The sequence below is a fragment of the Streptomyces sp. NPDC002884 genome (assembly GCF_040295245.1).
Lineage (GTDB): Bacteria > Actinomycetota > Actinomycetes > Streptomycetales > Streptomycetaceae > Streptomyces.
In genome coordinates, this window is the sequence record NZ_JBEOVB010000003.1 from 61,759 (window position 1) to 86,175 (window position 24,417).

At 71.6% G+C, this 24,417-nt stretch carries 16 protein-coding genes and 2 pseudogenes; 6 read left to right on the forward strand and 12 right to left on the reverse strand.

Features of this window, described 5'->3' with window-relative positions; all coding sequences use genetic code 11:
• Positions 1-170: 170 nt before the first annotated feature.
• Together ABT070_RS07685 and ABT070_RS07690 are read right to left on the reverse strand one after the other, a co-directional pair.
• A complete protein-coding gene (locus tag ABT070_RS07685; RefSeq protein WP_351756174.1) occupies positions 171-818 on the reverse strand; it encodes a dihydrofolate reductase family protein in 648 nt (215 codons plus the stop codon).
• 891 nt (positions 819-1,709) lie between these two features.
• Complete coding sequence (locus ABT070_RS07690) at positions 1,710-4,256, reverse strand: hypothetical protein (protein WP_351756177.1); 2,547 nt, start codon at positions 4,254-4,256, stop codon at positions 1,710-1,712.
• 125 nt (positions 4,257-4,381) lie between these two features.
• On the opposite strand from ABT070_RS07690, the pseudogene ABT070_RS07695 reads away from it, so the two are divergent.
• Positions 4,382-4,597, forward strand: a pseudogene (locus ABT070_RS07695) (DUF1326 domain-containing protein); the annotation flags it as partial.
• Between the two features lie 47 nt (positions 4,598-4,644).
• On the opposite strand, the gene ABT070_RS07700 reads toward ABT070_RS07695, so the two are convergent.
• On the reverse strand, positions 4,645-5,646 hold the full coding sequence (locus ABT070_RS07700) for a LuxR C-terminal-related transcriptional regulator (protein WP_351756179.1): 1,002 nt from the start codon (positions 5,644-5,646) through the stop codon (positions 4,645-4,647).
• 233 nt (positions 5,647-5,879) lie between these two features.
• A complete protein-coding gene (locus tag ABT070_RS07705; RefSeq protein ID WP_351756182.1) occupies positions 5,880-9,563 on the reverse strand; it encodes a S8 family peptidase in 3,684 nt (1,227 codons plus the stop codon).
• Positions 9,564-9,990: 427 nt separating this feature from the next.
• On the opposite strand from ABT070_RS07705, the gene ABT070_RS07710 reads away from it, so the two are divergent.
• On the forward strand, positions 9,991-10,692 hold the full coding sequence (locus ABT070_RS07710; RefSeq protein ID WP_351756185.1) for a response regulator: 702 nt from the start codon (positions 9,991-9,993) through the stop codon (positions 10,690-10,692).
• 34 nt (positions 10,693-10,726) lie between these two features.
• On the opposite strand, the gene ABT070_RS07715 is transcribed toward ABT070_RS07710, so the two are convergent.
• Complete coding sequence (locus ABT070_RS07715) at positions 10,727-12,130, reverse strand: NAD(P)-binding domain-containing protein (protein WP_351756188.1); 1,404 nt, start codon at positions 12,128-12,130, stop codon at positions 10,727-10,729.
• 183 nt (positions 12,131-12,313) lie between these two features.
• Here ABT070_RS07715 and ABT070_RS07720 point away from each other — a divergent pair, with 183 nt between their 5' ends.
• A complete protein-coding gene (locus tag ABT070_RS07720; RefSeq protein WP_351756190.1) occupies positions 12,314-12,691 on the forward strand; it encodes an ArsR/SmtB family transcription factor in 378 nt (125 codons plus the stop codon).
• 12 nt (positions 12,692-12,703) lie between these two features.
• Here ABT070_RS07720 and ABT070_RS07725 read toward each other — a convergent pair whose 3' ends face one another.
• From ABT070_RS07725 to ABT070_RS07735, 3 genes are all read right to left on the reverse strand, one after another.
• The gene (locus ABT070_RS07725) at positions 12,704-13,765 is read right to left on the reverse strand and encodes a hypothetical protein (RefSeq protein ID WP_351756193.1); all 1,062 of its coding nucleotides are present in this window, start codon (positions 13,763-13,765) and stop codon (positions 12,704-12,706) included.
• Between the two features lie 90 nt (positions 13,766-13,855).
• Entirely contained in the window at positions 13,856-14,440 is a 585-nt protein-coding gene (locus tag ABT070_RS07730) for a TerD family protein (protein ID WP_351756195.1), read from the reverse strand.
• A 248-nt stretch (positions 14,441-14,688) separates the two neighbouring features.
• Positions 14,689-15,570 carry an ion transporter gene (locus tag ABT070_RS07735; protein ID WP_351756197.1) on the reverse strand — a complete coding sequence of 294 codons (882 nt, stop codon included), beginning with the start codon at positions 15,568-15,570 and terminating at the stop codon, positions 14,689-14,691.
• 204 nt (positions 15,571-15,774) lie between these two features.
• On the opposite strand from ABT070_RS07735, the gene ABT070_RS07740 reads away from it, so the two are divergent.
• Entirely contained in the window at positions 15,775-15,990 is a 216-nt protein-coding gene (locus ABT070_RS07740; protein ID WP_451102135.1) for a twin-arginine translocase TatA/TatE family subunit, read from the forward strand.
• Positions 15,991-16,117: 127 nt separating this feature from the next.
• Here the strand turns inward: ABT070_RS07740 and ABT070_RS07745 are convergent, their stop codons facing one another.
• Entirely contained in the window at positions 16,118-18,460 is a 2,343-nt protein-coding gene (locus ABT070_RS07745; protein WP_351756200.1) for an ABC transporter permease, read from the reverse strand.
• A pseudogene (locus ABT070_RS07750) lies at positions 18,457-19,163 on the reverse strand (ABC transporter ATP-binding protein). Before ABT070_RS07750 ends, ABT070_RS07745 begins: the two are co-directional and overlap by 4 nt.
• A gap of 213 nt (positions 19,164-19,376) precedes the next feature.
• Between ABT070_RS07750 and ABT070_RS07755 the strand changes: the two are divergent.
• The gene (locus ABT070_RS07755) at positions 19,377-20,672 is read left to right on the forward strand and encodes a sensor histidine kinase (RefSeq protein WP_351756202.1); all 1,296 of its coding nucleotides are present in this window, start codon (positions 19,377-19,379) and stop codon (positions 20,670-20,672) included.
• Complete coding sequence (locus ABT070_RS07760) at positions 20,669-21,370, forward strand: response regulator (protein ID WP_351756205.1); 702 nt, start codon at positions 20,669-20,671, stop codon at positions 21,368-21,370. The genes ABT070_RS07755 and ABT070_RS07760 overlap by 4 nt, the downstream gene beginning before the upstream one ends.
• Positions 21,371-21,535: 165 nt before the next feature.
• Here ABT070_RS07760 and ABT070_RS07765 read toward each other — a convergent pair whose 3' ends face one another.
• Both ABT070_RS07765 and ABT070_RS07770 read right to left on the reverse strand, forming a co-directional pair.
• Complete coding sequence (locus ABT070_RS07765) at positions 21,536-23,404, reverse strand: family 2A encapsulin nanocompartment cargo protein cysteine desulfurase (protein WP_351756208.1); 1,869 nt, start codon at positions 23,402-23,404, stop codon at positions 21,536-21,538.
• On the reverse strand, positions 23,379-24,317 hold the full coding sequence (locus ABT070_RS07770; RefSeq protein WP_351756210.1) for a family 2A encapsulin nanocompartment shell protein: 939 nt from the start codon (positions 24,315-24,317) through the stop codon (positions 23,379-23,381). Before ABT070_RS07770 ends, ABT070_RS07765 begins: the two co-directional genes overlap by 26 nt.
• Positions 24,318-24,417: the final 100 nt, after the last annotated feature.

Genomic DNA, 24,417 nt, shown 5'->3' on the forward strand with positions numbered 1-24,417 from the left:
GCGGCTGGCGCCGCCGCCCCGACACTCAGCTCGACATCCCCGGCTTACCCCGCGGCACCACCCCGACGTTCCGGGCGCGTTGCACCACCGGCACAGTCGCCACGCTGTCGGCCGGTGGTCGCTGGGAACGCTCGCGTCGGCCGTATTGCGGTCCCGGGTCGTGTCTTGTGTCACCTGCGCCAGAAGAGGTGGTGCGTCACACCGCTCGGGCTGGGCACGACCTCCAGGTGGAACCGGTCCAGCAGCTCGTCGGGCGAGTCCCACAGGCGTAGCCCGGATCCGAGTTGCACCGGGGCGACGGCCACATGGAGGGTGTCGACGAGGTCGGCGTCGAGGAACTCCCGGACGGTGCTCACGCCACCGCCGAGCCGGACGTCCCTGCCCTGCGCGGCTTCCTGCGCCTGCGCCAGAACCGTGGCGGGGTCGCCGTCCACGAAATGGAACGTGGTGTCGCCGAGCGTGAAGGACGGACGCTTGTGGTGGGTCAGGACGAACACCGGCGTGTGGAAGGGCGGCTCGTCACCCCACCAGCCGCGCCATTCGTGGTCGTTCCACGGCCCGCGCTGGGGTCCGAACTTGTTGCGGCCCATGATCTCGGCGCCGATGTTGTGGCTGAAGTCCCGGGTGAAGTAGTCGTCCAGGCCCCGGCTTCCTCCGGGCTCGGCGCGGTTGGGCCAGCTCGCCGTGGCGCCGGCCCAGGCGAAGAGCTTTCCCGGATCGATGTGGTGGCCGAAAGGCCGCTCCAGACTCTGGTCCTCGCCGGCGGCGACACCATCGCTGGAGATCGTGAAGTTCTGCACTCGCAGCAGCTGATCCATGAGTTCCCTCATCAGGTCCTGTCGCATCCCCATAGGGCGATGCGTCCTCCACCAGGATGTCGAACGGGACGGGGCTGGATCGACAGCGGCACGCGCGTCATCGAGCCCGGGCCGCCCGAGAAGCGCGAAACGGCCACTCCACTTACGTACCGTGTCCACGCTGGTGGCGAACGGCCACGAGCACAGCTGCGGCGGCCATGGCCGCGCCACCGCAGCGCAGTGCCAGTTGGAGCCCTTCGATGGAGGCGGTGTTCACGGCGTCATGGACGAGTGCCGGCAGGGCCTGGGTTCCGTCTGCTCCCCCGTGCCGGCGACCGAGTCCGCGATGACGTGGCGGGTTCCAGGGGAACGCCGAGCCGATCAAGCGATCCGGCCAACGTGGCGGCCAGGCGGCTGGTGAGGACGGCTCCCAGGGCGGCGACGCCGACGACTCCGCCGATCTGATCATGAATCCGCTCACCGCGGCGCCGCTGAGCACCGGATCCTCCGTGCCCCCAACCAGTGTGGTCGACCGCGCCGCGAGACCGGCTTCGTCCACGGGGCCCCGGGTGGCGGTCAGGGTGTTGCCACACTTCAGCCAGGACACCAGGGCTGAAGCAGAATCGGTCGATCTCCAGGGACTCGTCCGGTCGGAATGCCCAGAGCTGCCGCTGCCGCAGCCGACACCGCAGTGATTCCCTCGACAGCCATACGTCGAGGATGCCTTCGGGCCCAGGCAACTCCGATGCCGCCTCACGGTACGCGCGCCAGGTAGCCGTGGATGCGGGCATCGACGGGTCCCCTTTTACTGGGCGTGCCCCCTGAGGCACACGAGTGTGGACGCCGCGAGCGCCTGCTGACGACGGAAGCGTCCTCGCCTCCGCCGTCAGCCTCGGTCTGGCAGAGGTGCTTTCAGGTGCGCACCACGAAGTAGAGCCAGCCGCCCCATGTGCTCACGCTGCTGAGATCCTTCGTGGAGCGCTCGTACTTGGCGCGGACGCGGAACTTCTGGTTGAGCGGGTTGGTGAGGCTGAGCTGCGCCTTCGCGCCGCTCGTCGACGACAGGGCGTAGCAGCCCGATGTGGTGAGCGTGTGCCAGGCGGCGCTGTAGTACCGCTGGACCTCGAAGCGCTCGCACTGGCCGGCTTTGCTGGGCGTGACGGTCGCGGTCACCGTGGGTTTCACCGTCTTGTGGAAGACGCGGTAGGTGCTCCCGCTGTACGTGGTGCTCGTGTAGTAGCCGCCGAGCGCCGTCGCGATCTTCACGTAGCCGTTGACGGCGCGGGTGGCCGTCGCGGGGGCGTAGCGGTGGTCGCCCGCGAAGGTCGCGGTGAAGGTGGTGTTGCGGGTGACCTTGTAGGTGGTCCTCAGGTTGCCGTAGGCGTCCACGGTGCCCGTCGTGACCAGGGTCTTCGCCCCGCCGTAGGGCGTGGCGTGGATCGACACCGTGCGGCCGTTGTATGTGGTGCCCAGGTGCGCGGTGACGGTGGCCGTCGCGCCGTACGCGTACGAGGGCGCGCTGCTGGTGACGGTCAGGGCGGTCGCCGCGCGGGACACCTGGACGGTGGCGACCGCGGTGGCCGCCTTGTGGGAGGCGTCACCCGGGTAGGTGACCGTATAGGTGTTGGCGCCGCCGGTGTCGGGGGTGTCCTTCACCGTGATGGTGCCGTCGGCTGCCACCGGCACGGTCGAGGTCACCGGGGTGCTGTGGGCGGCGTCCTTGCGGGCGACGGTGACCGTCCGGCCGGCGGCGTACGGGCCGTCGCCGAGCTTGCCGCCGAAGGACAGGACCGCCCCTCTGACGGCGGTCGCCGGGGCGCTCAGCGTCAGCGCCGGGGCGTACGGGGCGACCACGATGCTCATGCCGCTCTCGGACGGCTGGTGGGTGGCGTCCCCGGCGTACGTGAAGACGTACATGAACGGGCCGGCGACGCCCGGGGCGTCGGTGACGGTGAACCGGAGGGTGGCCGGGTCCACGGGCACGGATCCCAGCGGCACGGTCTGCTGGGTGCTCTCGTCGCGCCGGGCCACCTGGACGGTGGTGCCCTGCGGGAAGGTGCCCAGGCCCAGCTGGGCCATGAGGCGGCCGGTGAGGACGACCGAGCCGGGGTTCGCCGAGGTGATGTCGGTGCCCACGACATCGGTCGGCAGCTTCGCCACGTTCACGGTCAGTGAGGCCGCCGCGGGACGGTGGGTGGCGTCACCGGCGTACGCCACCTGGTAGGTGTATGCGCCCTCGTCCTGCCGGAGGTCGGTGAACGTGAACGTGCCGTCCGCGCCGAGTGTGGTGTCGGTCAGGGCGGTGCCGTCGCGGGTGACCTTCAGCGCGGCGCCGGCCGGCAGGAGGCCGCGGGTGCTCAGCGAGCCACTGACCGTGTACCGCTCGGTCGGCACCGCGTACTGCGGGTGCCGCAGGGCGAGTTCGCTGTCCGTCAGCTTCGGGGCGCCCAGCACGTTCAGGGTGTAGGCGCCCGAGGCGTCCTTGGTGACGGCGTAGAGGGTCGTGCCGTCGGCGCCCCACTCCAGACCGTCCGGGGCGACCGTGCCGGACGGCAGGGTGAGGTGGTTCTCGGCGAGGTTGTTCGTGCCGGCGTAGAGGTAAACGCCGGAGGTGCCGGCGACGGCGACCGTGCCGTCGGTGTCGACGACCACCGAGCCGGGCGCCGAACCGGAGCCGCCGGTGAAGTACGCGGCGGGGTCTGCGGCCGCAAGGTCCGTGCTGCGGTACGCCCGCAGGGCGAGCTGCTGCGGGGCGGCCAGCAGCACCCGCGTGCCGTCGCCGGTGACGGCGAGCCCGGTTGCCGTGCCGCCGACGACCAGGGTGTCCGCCTTGAGCGACGCTGTGCCCGAAGCGACGCCGAAGGTCGCCACGTGACTGAGGTTGCCCCGCGGTTCCTCGGCCGCGAGCACATCGCCGCCGGTGGCGAGCAGTGGGGCGGTCGTCCACTGCGACAGGGCAGGCTGCGGGATCGCTGCCGGCGCGGGCGCGGACGGGTCGACCGAGCCGATGCCGCCCTTGCCGTCGGCCGTGTAGCCGTACCAGACGCGGCCGCCCGCCACCGCGACGGAGACCGGAGAGCTGCCCGCGCCGGTGGACCAGCGGGCGGTCTCGGTGAGCGTCGCGGTGTCGATCGCGGCGATCGCGCCGCCGTCCGCCAGCGCCGCGTACAGCGTGCCGCCGTCGGGCGACAGCGCCAGACCGGTGGCGCCCTGCTCCCCCGCAACGGTGGTGATCGGGGTGCCGGACAGATCGGTCACCACGATGCCGGTCGAGCCGGCGCCCTGGCTGACAAAGACGTGCTGGTGGCCGGTGTCGACCACCAGGTGGGCGTAACCGGACAGCGGCAGCGCGGCCGTGTCGTCGGCGTACACCACGGAGCCGACCAGGCCGACGGTGACGGTGGTCAGACCGGCCACGAGCGAGAGGGTCGCGACCAGGGAGACCTGTTTGAGGCGCATGAGGCTCCTGTGAGAAAAAGAGAACAGCAGCGGGACGATAACCCGCCGACCCGACCCGCCTCGAAGCAGGGGTCCACTACGGGCGGGCGGTCCGCGGCGACTTCCGCCGGGGCGCCGGTGCCGCGGTGGCTTCCGCCGGGCGCCGACCCACCGGAGCCGCCCCCGGCCGGGCTCACGAACGGCCGCCGGGACAGGCAGCCTGGTTCGTACACTCCCCCTCGTTCGTCGGCAACATCCGGGCCGAGCAGACGGACGCGTACGCCGCGGCCATCGTCGACGAGCGCGCCGACGGCCCCCGGCGCGAGGCGCTTCAGACGGTCTTCGGCGGGCAGGCGGGCAGCCGGCCCGCCGACATGCCGGTCCAGCCGGGACAGGGCCGGTATCGCCGCTACACCCAGCCCCGTTGGGAGGCCCGCATCCCCAGCTGGAATCTGCTCGCCGCACCCAGCCGCTCCTGCAGCTCGCTCACCCGCCGCCGCAGGGTCCGCAGACTCACTCCCAGATGGCGGGCCACCGCCTCGTCCTTCATTCCGGCTGCCAGCAACCGGGTCAACGTCCGCTCGCTCTCGGAGAGCCCACCGTCGTCGACCGCCTGACCCAGCGGCGCAGCCTGCTGCCAGGCCAGTTCGAAGAGCTTCTGCAGGGCCTCGGTCACCGCCGAGTGCCACACCACGACGGCACAGTAGCCGCCGGCCGCGGAGGCGGTCAGCGGCAGCAGCGCCCGGCATCCGTCGACCACCAGCAGCTTGAGCGGCACGGACGGCAACACCCGGGCCTGCTCGCCGAGTTCGACCATCCTGAAGGCGCGGGACAGGACCTTCGGATCCTCCAGGCCGGTCGCCGAGTAGATCCCACGGGAGACGATCCCGCGGCTGAGCAGATCGGCCTGGAGGTCCACCTGCGGATCGGCCGGGGCGAGATACGGCGGTGTGTCGAAAAGGCACACCTCGTGCTCCGCGCGCGCGTACATCTCCTCCAGGCGTGCTGCGATGGCGCCCTCGCCGGAGGCCACCTCGACCAGCCGGGACGGTTGCTCGCGCAGCAGCCCCGCCTCGTACACGGTCGTCATCTGCTCGGCGGTGGCGGCCAGCAGCTCGGACTCCGTCTCGCGCCGTCTGATCAGCGCGCGGATCGCCACCCGGGGGTCGACGGCCCGTAACCCGCCCATGGAGTCCGGTGGTTGCAGCAGCCCGAGGGTGAGCAGCCGGTTGCAGGCCTCACGGACCCGGGCCGGGGAGACGCCGGTCAGCAACGCCCAGCCGGCCGCGCCGGCGTCGGGTTGGTTGAGGATGGCCTGGTACAGCAGCTCGTCGAACGCGGAGACCCCCACCGCGGCCCAGGGGCTCGCGGCGGGGGTCTGCCCTGCCGTGTCGTACGCCGTGTTCACCATGGCTCGGCACAGTAGGCGATCTTTGTTAAGGCTGTTTGTGCCGGACTGAGGTGCGGTTCATTTCAGGTCGTGCACGCAGGTCACTCCTCCGGTGCGTCTCCCGTCGGGCCGCCTCAGGTGCGTCTCCCCTCGGGTCGTCTCCGTCAGGCCGTCCCCGTCGGGTCGTCTCCGTCAGGCCGTCCCCGTCGGGCCGTCTCCGTCAGACCGCTGCTTCAAACCGCTGCTTGCGTCCGTTACTTCAGGCCGAACGCCCGCAGCACGGTCTGATCGACCGCGTTGCCGTCCCTGTCGGCGGCCCGCACGCGCAGCGACACGAACTCGGCGCCCTTCGGGTGCTTGAGCTCCAGCTCGCCGTGTTTCACCTTCACCGCCTTCCAGGACGTGCCGTCGTCGTAGGAGACCCATGCCTTCAGGTCACCGGCCGTGACGCTGCCCGACTGATCTCGGACGGAGAGTCCGAGCTCCGACTCGTGCTTGCGGTCGACGCGGTTGAGGAGGTCGAGCCCGTCCACGCCGTAGTCGACCGAGAGCAGCGGCAGCGCCGTCCGCTGGTCCGTGTGTGCCGAGGCGAAGGACCACTCGGTGTGGGTGCCGGTGGAGTACGCGGCCCAGTCGGCCGTTCGCCGTGCGTCGAGCACGAGGCGGTACGAGGCCTTCGCCGCCGGGACGTCGAAGGTGCCGAGTCCGCCGAGTCTGGTCTCGCCGACCAGCTGTCCGTCCGCGTACAGCTTGCCCTTGGCGGTGTCCTGGACGTTGTCCACCGACCCGTAGTGCCCCGGCGTGGAGTCGCTCAACTCCGGTATCGCGAAGGTGAGTTTTTCTCCCGTGCGCTGGGAGAGGCCGTACCGCTCACTGGTCGCCGGGCGCACGACCTGACGCAGCCAGTCCTCGGAGGGCACCTTGCCCGCCTTGTCGAAGGTCTGCAGGGAATCCCACTGGGGCTTGGTCGCGTTCGAGTCGGGAAAGACGGCGTGCCAGATCCGGCTGTCGGAGACGTTGTAGTACTCGGTGCGCTCCGTGCCGAGTTGCACGTTGTTGCTGGTCGCGATGTCGATGCTCTGCCAGGGACGGTACCGGTACACGGAGTCCTTGCCGATCTGGCCGGCCCGGCCCCCGTGGTAACGCACCGTCTGTTTCACCGTGTTGGAGCCGTTCAGGTCGTACGTCTGGTCGGCCGAGACGGCGCCCGGCTGCGGGAACATCACGCTGTACGCGTAAGGGCTGACCGCGGTGCCCTTCAGCTTCAGCTTGACGTTCTTCCCGCTCTTGAGCAGGGCGCCGAGCCTCGCGCCGTCCTCGCCGGTCGCGGTCATCAGCGGGATGGACGCGCTGTCCACCCAGGAGATCCAGTAGCCGGGCGTCTCGTGGTAGGCGAGGACGTAACCGGCCCCGGCAGCGGTCGCGTTGGCCAGCGCCTCGTCCGCCGTCTCACCGGCGCCCACCCGGACGACCGCCACCTTGCCCTTGACGTCGAGACCGTCGAAGTCGGCCGTGGTACCGCCGCCCGCGTCCACCGCCCGGACCGTGCGCTCACCGTCGATCTTCACCGGGAAACCGGTGTCCGTCTGCGCGTAGTCGAGGGGCAGTGCGTACTTCTCGGGGCTGGTGACGCTCGCCGTCAGCTCCTTGGCGTACAGACGGAACTTCGAGGAGAACTCGAACATGCCCTGGGTGACCTTCTCGGTGGGCGCCACGTAGACGTGGTCGGTCCACCAGCCCTGGCTGTAGGTCAGCCCCCACGCGCTGCCCGGGCCCTCCCGGTGCCAGCTGGTGCTGAAGCCCTGGAACTCGGAGTCCTCCTTGGTCTTCGGCTTGATCTCGACCGCCGTGCGGGCGTCGAGGACGACCTCGGTGTTCTTGTCGACCTCGACCTCCGGATCGCCGACGACCGAGGTGTTGACCTCCAGTCCGGCCGCGTCCCGCTGCGAGATCCAGGACGCCATGTTGTACGTGCCGGCCGGCACCTTGAAGGTGTAGCCGCTGCCGAGGAACCCGTGCGTGTCCGGATACGCGCCGTTCAGTTCCGAGAGCATGAAGAGCGACGCCCCGGTGGACGGCTTGCCGTCCCGGCCCACCAGCGACACCTTCAGGTCGTAGGTCTTCGCCAGCTTCTCGAAGCCGACGGCGGTGGTGACCTGAACGCCGTCGGTGCTCGCGGTGATGTGGCCCGTGTACCGGCCCGTCGCCTCCTCGGCGGGGTCGACCGTCACCCCGACGGTGGCGGTGCCCTTCGCCGGGACGGTCACGGTGTCCGCGTTCAGGGCGGCACCGGGGAGGGACGAGGCAACCTTCAACTCCACTGCTTTGTCGGTGGTGTTGGTATAGGTGACGTCCTTGTTGTCGACTTCGGCGTCGGTCTCCTCGTACGTGCCGAAGCTCAGGGTCGGTGTCGCGAAGACGCCCTGGTTGACGGCCCGTACGGCGTCGACCCGGCCGTCGCCCTGCTCGAACACGGAGTTGACGGTGTTCGTCTTCGCGGTGGTCGCCAGCGCCTGCTTGATCTGCTGTCCCGTCCAGTCCGGATGGGCCTGCGCGACCAGCGCGGCGGCGCCCGCGACATGCGGGGTCGCCATCGACGTACCGCTCGCCGTCGTGTAGTGGTCGTCGACCGGCGTACTGCCAGGCATGCTGGTGCCGGCCGCGCGGGCCGCGGTGATGGCCGCGCCCGGTGCGGTGATCTCCGGCTTGACGGCGTAGTCGCCGATGCGCGGGCCCCGGCTGGAGAACGAGGCCAGCTTGTCGGACTTGTCGACCGCGCCGACCGTCAGCGCCGAGTCGGCGATGCCCGGGGTGCCGATGGTCTGCTCGGACGGGCCGGAGTTGCCCGCCGCGATCACGAAGAGGGTGCCGGTGGACGCGGACAGCTCGTCGACGGTCTCACTCAGCACGTCCGAGGGACCCGAGGCCGTGCCGCCCAGGGACATGGAGACGATCTTCGCACCGGAGTGCGCCGCCCACTCCATGCCCGCGATGATCCAGGAGTCCTGGCCGCGGCCGTCGTTGCCGAGCACCTTGCCGACCAGCAGCTCCGCGCCCGGCGCCACACCCTTGCGCCTGCCGTCCGAGGCCGCGCCCGAGCCGACGATCGTGGACGCCACATGGGTGCCGTGACCGTGGCCGTCCTGCACCGCCTGGCCCGGCACGAAGCTCGTCGACTCGACGATCTTCCCGGCGAGATCCGGATGACCGGCGTCCACGCCCGTGTCCAGGACGGCGACCTTGACGTCCTTGCCGTCATAGCCGGACTTCCACACCTCGGGCGCGCCGATCTGCGGCACGCTGACGTCGAGGGACGCCTCGACCTTGCCGTCGAGCCAGATCTTGTCGATCCCCTCGCCGAGCTGCCGTGCGGCCTTCGTGGTCGGTTCGGTGCCGAGCGCGGGGGCGATGTCCGTCCAGAAGGCGGTCGACTTCTCGGCGCTGAGCGAGGCGCCGTCGATCGTGGGCAGCCTGAGTATCCGGCGAGCGCCGTCGGGGGTCGCGTTGCCCTTCGTGTACGTCGCGATCACCGGGGTGTCGCCGGTCTTCGCGTCGGCGTACCCCTGCTTCACCAGCTGGGTGACGTTGAAGAGGGCCGGGTCGAGACGGCCCGCGTTCACGAGCGGGATCGCGTCCGACGGCAGGACGCTGACCTCGCCGTCCTTCTCGCCGGACAGGAAGGTGGCGGCCTCGCGGCCCTTGCCGCGCCGGACGTCGACGGCGTACTTGCCGTCCGGTCCGGCGCTGAGGGACACGGTGTCACCGGTGATGAGGGTGACGGTCTGCGTACTCGTCGCACCGGTCCCGGCGCCGCTGCGCACGGGCGTGGATTCCGGTGCGGTGACCTGCGATCCGGAACCGGCCGCGGCGGGCGTGATCGCGCCCGTGAGCAGTCCGGCCGCTCCTGCCACGGCCCAGAAGGCGTGGTGTCTTCGCATGGGTGGCGTCCTCCCCTGAACACTGACGACGCTTCCGGCCTGGTGAGCGGAAGCCAGTGATCAGAGTGAGCGCTGCGCGGAATGCGGCTCAAGGGAATCCCGTGGCCGAGGAGTGCCAATGCCCCCTTCGGCCAAGGCAATTGGCGGTCTCGGTAGACCTTGCCGTCAAGCTCCGTCGCTCGCGTTCGCGTTCGCGCCGCAGGACCCTGACCCGTCTTGTCGCACGGGCGCCGGCGGGCACGGTTGTCGTCCAGGGAAGCGGGCGGGGGGCCGCACGTCCCGACACGTCGAGCCCGGCAGCGCAGCGTGCGGCTTACCCACCTGAATGGGGCCGGTCGGCCCTAGTGCATCCGGCCCGGGCGCGTGATGATCGGCATCAGGGACAGCCCGCGGTCTGTCCTCCACCGGGGAACGAGGGGTCGCCACCATGCCAGAGCCACGCGCCTTCAGCGAACAGAGCCCGATCCGGGTGTTCCTGCTGGACGACCACGAGGTCGTCCGCCGCGGCCTGGCCGACCTGCTCGACTCCGAACCCGACATCTCGGTGATCGGCGACGCCGGCACCGTCGACCACGCGCTCGCCCGAGGCCCCGCGCTGCGCCCCGACGTCGCCGTCCTCGACGTGCGGCTGCCGGACGGCGACGGCATCTCGGTCTGCCGGGAGCTGCGCAGCCAGATGCCGGAGCTGGCCTGTCTGATGCTGACCTCGTTCGACGACGAGGAGGCCCTGCTCGACGCGATCATGGCCGGTGCCTCCGGCTACGTCCTCAAGCAGATCAAGGGCTCCGACCTCGTATCGGCGGTCCGCACCGTCGCCTCGGGCCAGTCGATGCTGGATCCCGCGACCACGGCCCGCCTGATGCGCTCCCTGCGGGCCGACCCGGCGGAGACCCCCACCGTGCCGTCCGAGCTGGCGAGCCTGTCACCACGGGAGAGGGACATCCTGGCGCTGATCGGCGACGGCCTGACCAACCGCGAGATCGGCAAGAAGCTCTACCTGTCCGAGAAGACCGTCAAGAACCACATCTCCCGCCTGCTGGCCAAGCTGGGCGTGCAACGCCGGGTCCAGGCCGCCGTCCTCGCCTCCCACCTGGAGCAGCCGGAGGCGGGCGGACACCGGCCCAAGTGACTGAACGGCCGGTCGCCGCGGGCGTGGAGATCGGTCACGAGCCGCAGCGGCCCCCGGTCCGGCTCTGCCCGTCCGTCCCGACGGCCATGACGGCGCCGATCTGGACGAGTGCGGGGGCGGGCGCGGGCGCGCAGCAGCCTCCCGCGTCCTGGTCGGCCTCGGGCGCGTCGAACAGCCCGGCGCCGCCGCACACGCCGGTCTCGGGCAGGGTGAGTTCGACGCGGTCGGCGGATTCCAGGTCGCCCGCGATCGCGGCGGCCACGGAGCGGACCTGCTCGTAGCCGGTCATCGCCAGGAACGTCGGGGCGCGGCCGTAGGACTTCATCCCGACGAGGTAGATGCCCTGTTCGGGGTGGGACAGCTCGCGGTGACCGTGCGGGTAGACGGTGCCGCACGAGTGCTGGTTGGGGTCGATCAGCGGGGCGAGCTCGACCGGGGCCTGGAGGCGCTCGTCCAGGTCGAGGCGGACCTCGGACAGGAAGGACAGGTCGGGGCGGAACCCGGTCAGCACGATCACCTCGTCCACCGGCTCCAACCGCCGGCCGTCCTCGGCGACCAGGACGAGCCGGCCGCTGCCGTCGCGTTCGACGGCCTCGGTGCGGAAGCCCGTGACCGCGTCGGCGTGGCCGTCGTCCACCGCGGCCTTCGCCGCCAGGCCCAGCGCGCCGCGGGCGGGAAGCTGGTCGGCGGAGCCGCCGCCGAAGGTGGACCCTGAGATGCCACGGCGCAGGACCCAGACCGCCTTCGTGCCCGAGCCGTCGTCGGCCTCGGCGAGGTCGGCCAGACAGGCGAGCGCCGTGAAGGCCGATGCTCCGGAGCCGACGACCGCCGTGCGCCTGCCTGCGTGACGGACCCGCACGGCGGGGTCCTTCAGGTCGGGGACCTGGTAGGTGACGCGATCGGCCGCGGCCTTCTCACCGAGCGCGGGGAGCCCGTCGGCACCGGCCGGGGAGGGCGTGGTCCAGGTGCCGGACGCGTCGATCACCGCGCGGGCGAAGATCCGCTCCTCGCGGCCGTCGGCGTGCGCGACGTGCACGACGAAGGGCTGCGTCTCGCGGTCGGCGTCGACGATGCGGTCACGACCGCTGCGCGAAACGCCGGTCACGGTCGCGCCGAAGCGGACCCGCGCGCCGAGGACCCCGGCGAGCGGCTCCAGGTACTGCGCCGCCCACTCGCCGCCGGACGGGTACGTCGCCGGGTCGGGCCTGGTCCAACCGGTCGGCGCGAGCAGCTTCTCGGCGATCGGGTCGACCACCTCGCCCCAGGCGGAGAACAGCTTCACGTGCGACCACTCCCGCACCGCCGCTCCCGCGGCCGCTCCGGTCTCCAGGACCAGGGGCTCAACGCCCCGGTCGACGAGGTGGGCAGCCGCGGCGAGACCGGCGGGACCGGCTCCGACCACGACGACGGGCAGCTCGGTGAGGGCAGGCGCGTTCACGGCGACTCCTTGCTTGTTTCGACATCTGTCGATGGCTTGCGCGGCCCAGCATGGCATCTGTATCGATGAGCGTCAACATAGACATTCATCGAATTAACTTCGACGGCCGTGCCGTGCCCGCTCCGCCGAGACATCCCTTCCCTCCCCCCGCCTCCCTGGTTCGACATGTGTCAACATAGATGCATGTCGAACATCAAGGCGTTGCCGCTGCTGGACCCAGAGGTTGCCGAGGGTGTCGTGCCGTGCTGCCCGCCGCTCGCCGAGGGCCCGCTGACGGCCGAGGAGGCCGAACGGACCGCCGCGATGTTCAAGGCGCTCGGGGACCCGGTGCGGCTTCGGCTGTTCTCACTGGTCGCCTCGCACGAGGGCGGTGAGGCGTGCGTGTGCGACATCTCCGACGTCGGGGTCTCCCAGCCGACCGTCTCCCACCACCTGAAGAAGCTCAAGGCGGCCGGGCTGCTCACCTCCGAGCGGCGTGGCACGTGGGTGTACTACAAGGTGGAGCCGTCGGTCGTCGCCGGGATGGGGCAGATGCTGACCGCGGCCGCTCCCTCGGCCTGACCTTCACGGACCCTAGTCGCCGCCTCCGCCTCCGCCGTCACCCCCGCCGCCGTCACCACCACCGCCGCCGTCCCCGCCGTCACCGCCGTCCGCGCCCCAGCCGTCGCCGCCGCCGGGTTCGTTGTCGTCGCTGCCCTTGCCGAGGTTGGTGAACCAGGGGCGGTCCCACCCTGCGTCGGCGGCGACGGGCTCGCCCCCGCTCACCGGGCGCCGCTCCGGTCGGAACCGTGCCGAGCCCGTCGTGTCCCCGAGCCCGAAGGCGACGGCGAACACCTGCGCCATGACGGCGTCCAGCGGGTCGGGGCTCTGATACTGCACCGGGGCCAGCGGCAGCAGCACCGCGCCCGGCTCGAGTGACGGTCGGCGCGGGGGCCGCGTCAGCAGGGCGACACACTGTTCGTCGCGCAGCAGCCGCGAGGTCAGCGCGTTCTCACGTCGCAGCACCCAGCGCCGCGCGGGCAGCCGCACTTCCACGTGACTCTTGGATCTACGCAGCTTCTTCTTCAGCACGAGCTCCGCCGTGACGTCGCCGACCGTCAGACGCAGGCCGCCGGACGGTTCGGCGGTGTGGCGGTCGAAGCCGTGTGGTGCCCTGATCCGTACGACGGGAGCATGCGGACCCCAGACGTCCACGCGCACCAGACGCCGGTCCACGGCGACGGCGATCGGCCCGGCCGGGCCCGCCGCGAAGCGCCGCGCGATCCACAGCGGTACCTCCTCGGCCCGGGCCCGGGCCGCCAGGGCGTCCACCGGGGCGGGCCCACCGCACTGCCGCACCGCCGACTCCCCCAGCCTGCGGGCGAACTCGGCGGCCCGTCGCACCCTCACCGGCGTGGCGGTGCCCGTGACGCGGGTCACCGGCACCACCCCTGGGCCCTCCCCCAGCCGCTCCAGCGGGCGCTCCGTCCCACCGCCTCCGAGCCAGCATCCGCGCCGGAACGCCTCGGCCATGGCGGCGAGGTTCAGCTCGCCCAGCGGCGTGGTCCTGCCGCCGTTGCGCAGGTGGTCCTCGGTCAGTTCCACGGTCCGCGCGAACGGGTTTCTCGACCGTTCGCCGTAGAGCACCTGGCTCACAACTTCCCCCTGTACGCAGTCTCGGCAACGGACGCCGCGGGCCGTTCCCCAGGTATCCCGGGCGCCGCTCCGGTGGGTCGCGGGTACGCGCTACTTGCTGACGGCGAAACGCATCAGGGCATGTTCGTCGCCCTGCTTGACCTTGCCCGTCGCATTGATCACTTCGAGCTTCCAGCTGCCGCCGACCCGCATCGCCTTCGCCACGGCGCAGCCGTTGTCCTGAGTGAGCAGGCTCGGCCAGATGTCGGCGACCTGCTGAGAGTTGCCGCCGGTCGCGTCGTAGACCTTGAAACTGATGTTGCGCGCCTTCTGGAAAGAGCTCCCCTTCTTGTACGCGGCGGCGACGAACACGATCGACGTGATGTTGGACGGTATTCGGGCGAACTCGACGGTCACCGTCTCGTCGTCCCCGTCTCCGCGCCCGGTCTGGTTGTCGCCGCTGTGTACCAGCGAGCCGTTGCCCATGGGGTCGAGCGAGTCGAGACCCGCGAGGCGCACCGGGTCCCCGCCCTGCATCGCGACGGCGATCAGGTCGAGGTCGGTACCGGTCTTGCGGCGCAGCTTGCCCAGCACCCCGCCGCTGCTGCCGGCGGTGGGATCCCAGGAGACCCCGATGGAGAGGTGGGTCACTCCGTCCAGGTCGGCCGGGCCGTCTTCCTTCGTGAGGGTGATCATCTGTGGCTCATCCTTTTGGCTCAAGGGGACTACAACACGCAGAGTGTGCCTGGTGCCTTCGTGGTTCCACATGAGGGGTCCCCGATGCGCGTGCCTGCACCCCGCTCAGCGGCTGGGAGGCCGCCCACCGGCCGCTCTCCTTGCCGTGAGGCCGACAGACCTGCGGCGCGAGGCCGTCAGACCTGCGGCTGGGCCCGCCTACGGCGCGTGTGCGGGCGGCGGGGCGCTCAGCCGGTCATGAAGTCCCGTCAGACCCGGGACCGAGCCTCCGCCGTTCGGGCGAGTTCTCGTTCGAGCTCGTCCAGGGCGTGGCGGGCCACGGTGATGCGGTCGAGCAGCGGGTGCCCCTCGACGGACGCCTGCTGCCCCGGGGAGGCCAGTGGCGCCGGCGGAGCCGGTGGTTCCTCCCTCTCCATCTCCTTGGCCTCCTCGAGCGAGGTGAGGACGACCCCGATGAGGACGTTGACCAGCACGAAGGAGGCGATGAGGACGTAGGAGGCGTAGTAGGCGAGGCTCCAGCGGGAGATCTCCAGGCCGGCGCGGACCGCCTCGCCGATGCCGTCGAGGGTCATCAGCAGGAACAGGGTGAGGACCGAGCGGCCGATGGAGCCGTAGTGCTCGGGGTCGTGGTGGGCGAAGAAGACCCAGCCGACCATGGCGTACACGTACAGCAGCAGGGCACCGACGAGCAGAAAGCTGAGCGTGCCGGGGAGGCTGCGGGCGACGGCGACCAGGACGACGCGGAGCTGAGGCAGGAAGCGGGCGGTGCGCAGGACGCGGGCCAGGCGCAGCAGCCGCAGAACGGTGGTGTTCTCGCGGACGACGGGCAGGAAGGCGCACAGGACGACGGCCAGGTCGAAGAGGTTCCAGGGGTCGCGGAAGAAGTCCCTTGGGCGGTCCGCGTGCGCGGCGAGGCGCAACAGGATCTCGATGGTGAAGGCGGCCAGACAGAGGTGCTCGGCGAGCCGTAACCAGCGGTGCCAGTCGGCGACCAGTCCGCTGTAGGTCTCCAGTCCCAGCAGCGCCGCGTTCGCGAGGATCACCCCGAAGACGGTGAGGGCGAACCAGCGGGCTTCGGTGACGGTACGGCAGCGGTGGGCCAGCTCCGGACGGGCGCGGTGAGCCGCCATATCGGCAGGGGGGTCGTAGCGGTCGGGCATTCTGGTGTCTCTGCTCCTGGTGCGGGGGTGCCGTCTCGGCCAACCGGACGGCAAGGCGGGCTTGTTGAGCGGTCATGCTCCAGGAGAGACTTCTACAGCAACGTAGATTTTCGTGCGTCACCGGTCCGACGATCGGCCGCCGTGAGCCCCGGGAGAAAGCACACGATGTTCGGTATGAGTGAGCTGGCCCTGATCCTGCTCGTCGTCGTGGTCGTGGTCGGGTTCAAGAAGCTGCCCGAGCTGACGCGTTCGGCGGGCAAGGCCGCCCGGATCTTCAAGAGCGAGGCGAAGGCGCTGAAGGAACAGGATGTCCCCGGTGCCCCCGCCGGAACGGGGTCGGCCGTCTCCGGCCTCGTCCTCGACCGGGACGAGCCGTCCCCGCACGCCTGACGGCGGGGACGACCCGTACAGGCTCCGGGCGGCCGGGGCCCCGCCGCACATGCGGCAGGGGCCCGTCATCTGCGCTTCCCGCCTCACCGGCGTGCGGCACACCCGTTCGCCCGGTCGCGCGTCAGCCCTATTCGGTGCGCAGGGCGGTCGCCGTACGGGCTCCGGCCGCCCAGCTCGCGGGCAGCAGCGCGCCCAGGACGGCGATGAGCAGGCCGCCCAGAGCGAGCAGGGCCAGTTCGGACGCGTGGTAGACGGCGAGTACGGAGTCCGGGAGTTCGAGGCCGGCGCTGTGGCCCATGGCGGGGACGACCCGGCCGTGCAGGGCGACGCCGAGCGGAACCCCCAGGGCGCCGCCGACCAGTCCGGTCACCACGACGGAGGTGACGACCATGGCGATCACCTGCCGGGGGGTCATGCCCAGGGCTTTGTGGACGCCGAGTTCGCGGACGCGTTCGCGGGTGTCGAGCACTACCGCGTTGAGCACGCCCAGCGCCGCCACGGCGACGAGCATCAGCGTCAGGAGCGCGGACAGCGCGTTCAGGGTGACGACCATGTCGCTGCCGCCGTCGGCCCCGCCGGCCCGGGCGGTGACGCCCAGCGTCTTCAGGCTCTCGTTCAGCGCGTCCGCGTAAGCGGCAGCGGTGGTACCGGATCTCACCGCGATGTGCTGCGTGGTGTCGGTCAGGTCCGGGTGCGCGGGTGCCAGCGTCGCGGCGTCGGTGAACACCTGCATCCCGTCGTTGCGGGGGTCCAGGACCTCGCCGACGATCCGGACCGTGACCGCCTCGCCCAGGCCGCCCAGCGTGACGGTGTCCCCGAGGTGCGTACCGGTGGCGGTGAGGAAGGCTGTGGGGACGACGGCCTCGCCGGGCTCGGCGATCCAGCGGCCGGAGACCATCGTGTAGCCGCCCCAGGAGGCGTCGCCGGTGAAGGCGACGACCGCGGCCGTGCCGGCCAGGCCGGGGACGGTGACCCGGGCCGTCGCGGTGGTGTAGTAGGTCCGGGTCTCGGGCCGGGCGTCGATCGCCGCGGCGACGGCGGCATCGGGCTCGGGCCGCGTGTCGGAGATCGGACCGTCGGGGCCGGGTTCCGGCAGGGGCGCGGCGACGGTGACGTCGGCGGCGTCGTGCGCCCTTGCCTTCGTCACTTCGCCGAGCGATGCCCCCATACCGACGGTGAAGGTGATCGCGGTGGCGCCGAACAGGATCGCCGTCCCCGTGGCCAGGGCACGGGCGGGCCGTGCGAAGGGGCGGGTCAGTCCGAGGGCGAGCGGCCGTGACAGGGGCAACCGTCCGGCCAGGCTCGCCGCCCACCGGCCGCGGTCCGTGTGCGCGGTGCGTCCGACGGCGATCGCGTCGACCGTGCGCAGCCGTCCGGCCCGCCAGGCGCTCGCCCACGCGGTCACCGCGACCAGGCCGAGCACGCCCGCGACGACGGCCGCGTCGACCCAGGGAGCGACGGCCAGGGACGTGGTCCCGTACACGTCCTCCGTCTCGGACATGACCGGTACGGCCAGCAGATGGCCCGCGACGAGGCCGAGCACCGTTCCCGCCACCGCCGGGACGAGCGCCTGGCCCACATAGGCACGTACGACCTGCGCCGGAGTGAAGCCGACGGCCTTGAGGACGCCGATCCGGCGCAGTCCCGCGCCCACGGTGCCGGCGACCACGTTGCCCACGATGAGCACCGACATGACCAGCCCCAGGACGCCGAACGCGAGGAGGAAGGGTACGTACAGCGCGGTGTCGCGCTCGGCGGAGGCCCTGACGGTGAGCCAGGACCGCGTCCCCGTCACCGCCTCGGCTCCCGCTGTCACGGCCTCGCGGCCCGCCGCCACCTGTGCGGCGGTGCCGGCGGCGGTCAAGCGGTAGAGCATCTGGTAGCCGCCGGGGCGGTCGGGCGTGATGAGGCCGGTCACCTGAGCGGGTGTCACCCACGCGTCGGCGCTGCCGGTGACCGAGCGGGCCACGCCCACCACCTTCAGGGTGGGGTCGCCGGGCAGCCCCGGGAAGGTGAGTTCGAGCCCGAGGGCGGGGAACAGCGAGGCGTCGGTGCTCAGCACGATCTCGCCGGGCCGGGTGGCCCAGCGTCCGGCGCTCAACGTGAGGTCGTCGACCGCGCCGTCGGGATCGCCACGGCCGACGACGGTCATCGGCCACGCGTCCGTGCCCCCGCGGATCCGTGGGCTGACCGACACCGTGCGGAACGGTCCCGCCGCAGCGGCCACCCCCTCGGCGCGCCCCGTCTCCTTCGCCTGTGCGGCGCCGGTGCGGGCCGCGTCGTACGCGACGGACAGGTGCGCGCCGTGCTGCCGGGCGAAGGCGTCGTCGAACGGCGCGCCGGAGACCGCCAGCAGCGAGCCTCCCAGGACGGACGAGGCCACCGCCATCATCGCGGTCAGGCCGATCACCAGCGTCTGCACCCGGCGCCGGCCCACGCCCGAGCGCACCACCCGGCCCAGCGCGCTCATCGGACCGCCTCCACGCCGACGTCGACCGCGCTGACGTCCTCGGCGATCCTGCCGTCGACGATGCGCACCGTGCGGTCCGTGCAGGAGCGGGCCAGGGCGAGGTCGTGAGTGACCACGACGAGGGTCTGGCCCTCGGCGTTGAGGTCTGCGAGCTGTCGGCTGACGTCCTCGCCGGCTGCCGTGTCGAGCGCGCCGGTGGGTTCGTCGGCCAGGATCAGCGGCGGGCGGTTCATCAACGCCCGTGCCACCGCGACACGTTGGCGCTCACCGCCGGACAGCCGCCCCGGGTAGGCGCGGGCGTGCCGGTCGATGCCGAGGGTCTCGAGCAGTTCCGCCGCGCGCCGGTGCGCCTCTCCCCGCGCCGTGCCGGCCAGTCGCGCGGGCAGCGCCACGTTGTCGGCGACGGTCTGATCGTCGAGCAGGTTGAAGAACTGGAAGACCATGCCGATCTTGGATCGCCGGTACCGGGCCGCCGCCGCCTCGCCCAGGCCGTCGACCGTACGCCGTCCACGGTGACGGTCCCCGTGTCCGGCCGGTCCAGGCCCGCGATCAGGTTGAGCAGCGTGGACTTGCCGCTGCCGGACGGCCCGAGGATCGCGACGGCCTCGCCGGACCGTACGGTCAACGACACGTCGTGCAGGGCGGGCGGCCCGTCGTCGTATCTGCGGCTCACTCCGCGCAGTTCGATGAGCGGCTCGGTCATGAAGGGCTCCTTGCTTCCGTGCGTCTGGCGCCCTGGACGCTAGGCGGGCTTCCGGCCCGGCCACGTCCTTCGCCCGAGCCGTTTCCGGTCCTCCGTCGGAACGAGGGCCTCGCCGTGTCCTCCTTGAGAAGTAGGCGGCCGGCGTAGATGGTGCGCCGGAAGTGATCTCCGGGACGGATCCCACGAGGACCGGGCGGCGGTGAGAATGTGCCGGTGACGAACGAGACGACCGTGGTGGACCGGCTACGAGGTGCAGCCCGCCGCGCGCTGCGCCCGACCGGGCCGGTTCCGCGCCTCACCCGGCGCGGCCGGCAGTTCGACGTGACGGTGGCGGCTGCTTTCGCCGTCACCACCGTGTTCTACGCCGTCGACGTCACGAACAATCAGGTGCGCGAGGTCCTCCCCGGTGTGGAGAGGGTGGTCCAACCGTCGGGGACGGACGCCGCGGTGGCCCTGAGCGCCCTCGCCCTCGTCACCTCCGGTTCCCTGATCCAGCGCCGCCGCTACCCGCTCGGCGTGCTGTGCGTGGTGGCCTGCCTGGCGCTGCTCACCCCGCAGGACGTGGCGCGGCTGACCTTCTACCCCCTGGTCGTCGCCGTCTACAGCGCCGCCGCCTACAGCCCGTACCGGATTCCCACCCTGGTGGCCGTACCGACGGCGGTCCTCCTGGTCTACACGTCGGGCACCTCGACCACCCACGTCTACCCGTACCAGCCGGGCATCGTCCCGAACGAGTACGTGGTGCTGTGGATCCTCGGGCCGCTGGCGATGGCCGCCAACGGCCTGCGCACCTGGCGGGTACGCACCGACGAGGGCCGCGCGCGGCTGACCGCCGTGGAACACGAGCAGGCCGAGGCGCTGCGCCGTGCCGTCGCCGAGGAACGCGCCAGGATCGCCCGCGAACTGCACGACGTCGTCACCCACAACGTCAGCGTCATGGTCATCCAGGCCGGGGCCGCCCGCAGGGTCATGAGAGCCGTCCCGGACGAGGCCGACGAGGCACTGCTCGCCGTCGAGGCGAGCGGTCGGGCCGCCATGACCGATCTGCGTCACGTCATGGGCCTGCTCACCATGGACGGCGGCGGCCAGCACGCGGACCGCGCCGAGAGCCTCACCCCGCAGCCGGGTCTGGAGCAGCTGGAGACACTCGTCGGACGAGTCCGGGACACCGGCCTGCCGGTCGACCTCGAGATCACCGGAGCGGCCCGCCCCGTGCCGCCCGGCATCGGGCTCACCGCCTATCGCGTGGTTCAGGAGGCGCTGACCAACACGGTCAAACACGCCTCCGGGTCCCGTGCCACCGTGTCCGTCGAGTACACCCCCGACCGGCTCCGGGTGGAGGTGTCCGACACCGGTGGCCCTCCCGGGCCCGGCGCCGCCACCGGGAACGGCCGCGGACTGCTCGGCCTGCGCGAGCGCCTCTCCGTCTACGACGGAACCCTGGACACCGGCCGGCGCCTCACCGGCGGCTACCGTGTCGAGGCACTCATCCCTCTGGAGGCACTGTGACCGAGCCGCCGCCGCGCGTGGTGCTCGCCGACGACCAGACCCTTGTCCGCACCGGGTTCCGGATGATCCTGCGGTCCGACGGCATCGAGGTCGTGGGCGAGGCCACCAACGGGTCCGAAGCCGTCGACGCGGTCCGCCGTACCCGGCCCGACGTGGTCCTGATGGACGTCCGGATGCCGGAGATGGACGGCCTGGAGGCGACCCGCCGCATCCTCACCGGCGTCCCGGGCGAACCCCGCGTGATCATCCTGACCACCTTCGACCTCGACGAGTACGTCTACGCGGCGCTGTCCGCCGGAGCCAGCGGCTTCCTCCTCAAGGACGTCACCCCCGAGCAGCTGATCGCCGCCGTCCGTACGGTCCGCTCCGGCGACGCCCTGCTCGCACCGGCCGTCACCCGGCGCCTGGTCGAACGGTTCACGCGGCAGGGGAGTCAGATCACCGCGATCCACCGCGACCTCGCCTCACTGACCTCACGCGAACGCGAAGTCCTGGGCCTGGTGGCCCGAGGCTTGAGCAACGCCGAAGTCGCCGACCGTCTGCACCTGGCCGAGACCACGGTCAAGACCCACGTCTCGCGCGTCCTCGGCAAGCTCCAACTGCGGGACCGCGTCCAGGCCGTCATCGCCGCCTACGAGACCGGGCTGGTCAGCGTGGGCGGGCAGGAACCCGCGCAGCCGACCGCCGAACGCCCCTGAAGCGCGCCGGCGGTCACCGGTACTGCGCCTTCCGCCGCGGCGCTCGTCGCGACACGCCCTCCCGACCGCCGGAAGCGGGCGACGCGGCGAGCACGCCGACGGAGAGCCCGGCCGGCTCCCCGGCCCCGGCCGAGAGCGGGTCCGTGGGAGCTGGAGAGGCGAAGGCTAGCGGTGCCCGCCGCGCCGGTCCGCGAGCCGGCGAACGGCGGCGACCAGGGAGTCCACCTCCTCGTGCGTGTTGTAGAAGGCGAACGACGGCCGGACGGTGGCCTCCAGGCCGTACCTGCGCAGGATCGGCTGCGCGCAGTGATGGCCCGAACGCACCGCGATTCCGGACTCGTTGAGCGCGGTGCCCACCTCGGCCGGCTCGTAGCCGTCCAGGACGAAGGACACGATGCTCGCCTTGTGCGGGGCCGTGCCGACCAACCGGAGTCCGGGCACCCCGCGCAGGCCTTCGGTCGCGTGCTCGACCAGGCTGTGTTCGTAGGCGGCGATGTTCGGCAGGCCGATGCGGTCGACGTAGTCGATGGCCGCGGCCAGGCCCACCGCGTCGGCGATGTTGCCCGTTCCGGCCTCGAAGCGGCCCGGCGGCGGCTGATAGCTGGACCGCTCGAAGGTGACGTCGGTGATCATGTTGCCGCCGCCCTCCCACGGAGGCATGTCCTCGAGCACCTCCCGTTTGGCGTAGAGCACCCCGATCCCCGTCGGCCCGAACAGCTTGTGCCCGGAGAAGACCAGGAAGTCCGCGTCCAGCGCCCTGACATCGATCGGCAGGTGCGGTACCGACTGCGCCGCGTCGACCAGGACGCGTGCCCCGGCCCGATGCCCGAGCTCGATGACCTTCTCGACCGGTACGACGGTGCCGAGCGCGTTCGACATCTGGGTGACCGCGACCAGCTTGGTGCGGTCGGACAGCAGCGACGTGTACTCGTCGAGCAGCAGCTGTCCGTGATCGTCGACCGGGATCACCTTGATCACCGCACCGGTCTGCTGGGCCAGCATCTGCCAGGGCACGATGTTGGCGTGGTGCTCCAGGTAGGAGATGACGATCTCGTCGCCCGCGCGGATGTGCCGGGGCCCCCATGCCTTGGCCACCAGGTTGATCGCCTCGGTGGTGCCCCGGACGAACACGATCTCCTCGGCGGAGCCCGCCCCGACGAACCGGGCGACGGTCTTCCTGGCGCCCTCGTAGGCGTCCGTCGCCCGGGCGGCCAGCTCGTGCGCCGCCCGGTGGATGTTGGAGTTCTCCCGCGAGTAGAACTCGACCAGCCGGTCGATCACCGCACGCGGCTTCTGCGTGGTCGCGGCGTTGTCCAGCCAGATCAGCGGTCGGCCGTTGACCAGTTCGGACAGGATCGGGAAGTCCCGGCGCACCGCCCGCACGTCGAACGCCGGATGCGGGTCGAGCGGCAGCGCCACCTGCGCATCCTGTGCGCCGGCCACGGGGGTCCAGGGTGCGCCGGGTGTGCCGGGGTCCTGCACGAAGTAGTACGGCGCGGTCGTCGCCGCCGGTGGCGCCGGCTCGAACAGGGGCGGCAGTCCCAGATGCCCGAAGCCGGGAAGCTCCGGCGCCTCGGCGGGGTACCCGGGTGCTTCGTCGAGGAAGTAGTACGGGCCGGGGTCCGAGAACCGGGCCGGCACGGACAACGGTGCGGACGTCGGTGCGGACGTCGGTGCGGACAGCGAGGCGGCGGGCGGCGGTCCGGGCGTCACCGGCGGGGCCGCCGGCTCCGGGACGGAGCCGGCGACGCCGGGCGCACTCGCCGCATAGGCGGCCGGGGCGCTGGTCGGTGGCGGCCCGGACGGCGGGCTCGTGTGGGCAGCCGGCGCCGGTGGAGGCGGGTCAGCGGCGGGCAGGCCGGTCGGCACCGGCCACTCCGTCGGGCCTTCGAGGACCGGAGCCGTCGGAGGCACCGTGTCCGCCGACTGGCCCGGAAGAGCGCGGAAGAACTCCCCGGCCAGCCGGTTCAGCGTCTCCTCGTCCGGCAGCCACTCCGGGGCGCCTTCGTCACCGGTAGCTGGGGGCATAGTCATGGAACTTGTCCACCTCGACGTCGTCGAGCACGGCGAGCGCGTCCTCGGTGAGCACCGCGAGCGAGCAGTACAGGGAGACCAGGTAGGAGGCGATGGCGCTGCGGTCGATGTGCATGAAGCGCACCGACAGGCCCATCCCCTGCTCCCCCGACAGCCCGGGCTGGAACAGTCCGACCACGCCCTGGCGCGACTCGCCGGTGCGCAGCAGCAGGAACTTCGTTCTGCCGTTCTGCAGCGGAACCTTGTCCGACGGGATGATCGGCAGGCCGCGCCAGGTCAGGAACTGCGAGCCGAACATGCTCACCGTCGCCGGCGGGACACCGCGCCGGGTGCACTCCCGGCCGAAAGCGGCGATCCCTTCCGGGTGGGTGAGGAAGAAGGCCGGCTGCTTCCACACCTTCGTGATCAGGGCGTCGAGGTCGTCCGGTGTCGGCGGCCCCGTCAGCGTGGAGATCCGCTGCTTGGGCGCCACGCTGCTCAGCATCCCGTACTCCGGGCTGTTGATCAGCTCGCCCTCCTGATGCTCCTTCACCGCCTCGATGGTCAGCCGCAGTTGCTGCGCGGTCTGGTCGTGCGGGCTGGAGTACAGGTCGGCGATCCGGGTGTGGAGGTCCAGGACGGTCTGGACGGCCTTGAGCCGGTACTCCCGGGGCTCCGGCGCATAGTCGACGAAGGTGTCGGGCAGCGGCGACTCGTCGTTGGTGTCGCACTCGATGCGTACCGACTCGGGGTGAACGACCTTGTTCACCCGGTAGATGCCGGCCTCGACCGGCACCCAGGACATCAGGTGCGTCAGCCAGCGAGGCGTGATGGAGGCCATCTGCGGAACGGTCTTGGTGGCGTTCGCCAGGGTCCGCGCCGCGTTGTCGCTCACCGACATCGAGCGCGACGGTGGATTCACAGCCGTGGTCATTCAACGTCTCCTTTCCACGCCCGAGGGGCAGGGCGCGCATGACGGGGGAGGCGAGATCGTCGACGGTGAAGTGTGCGGTCGAAATCTCTCGCACGAACTT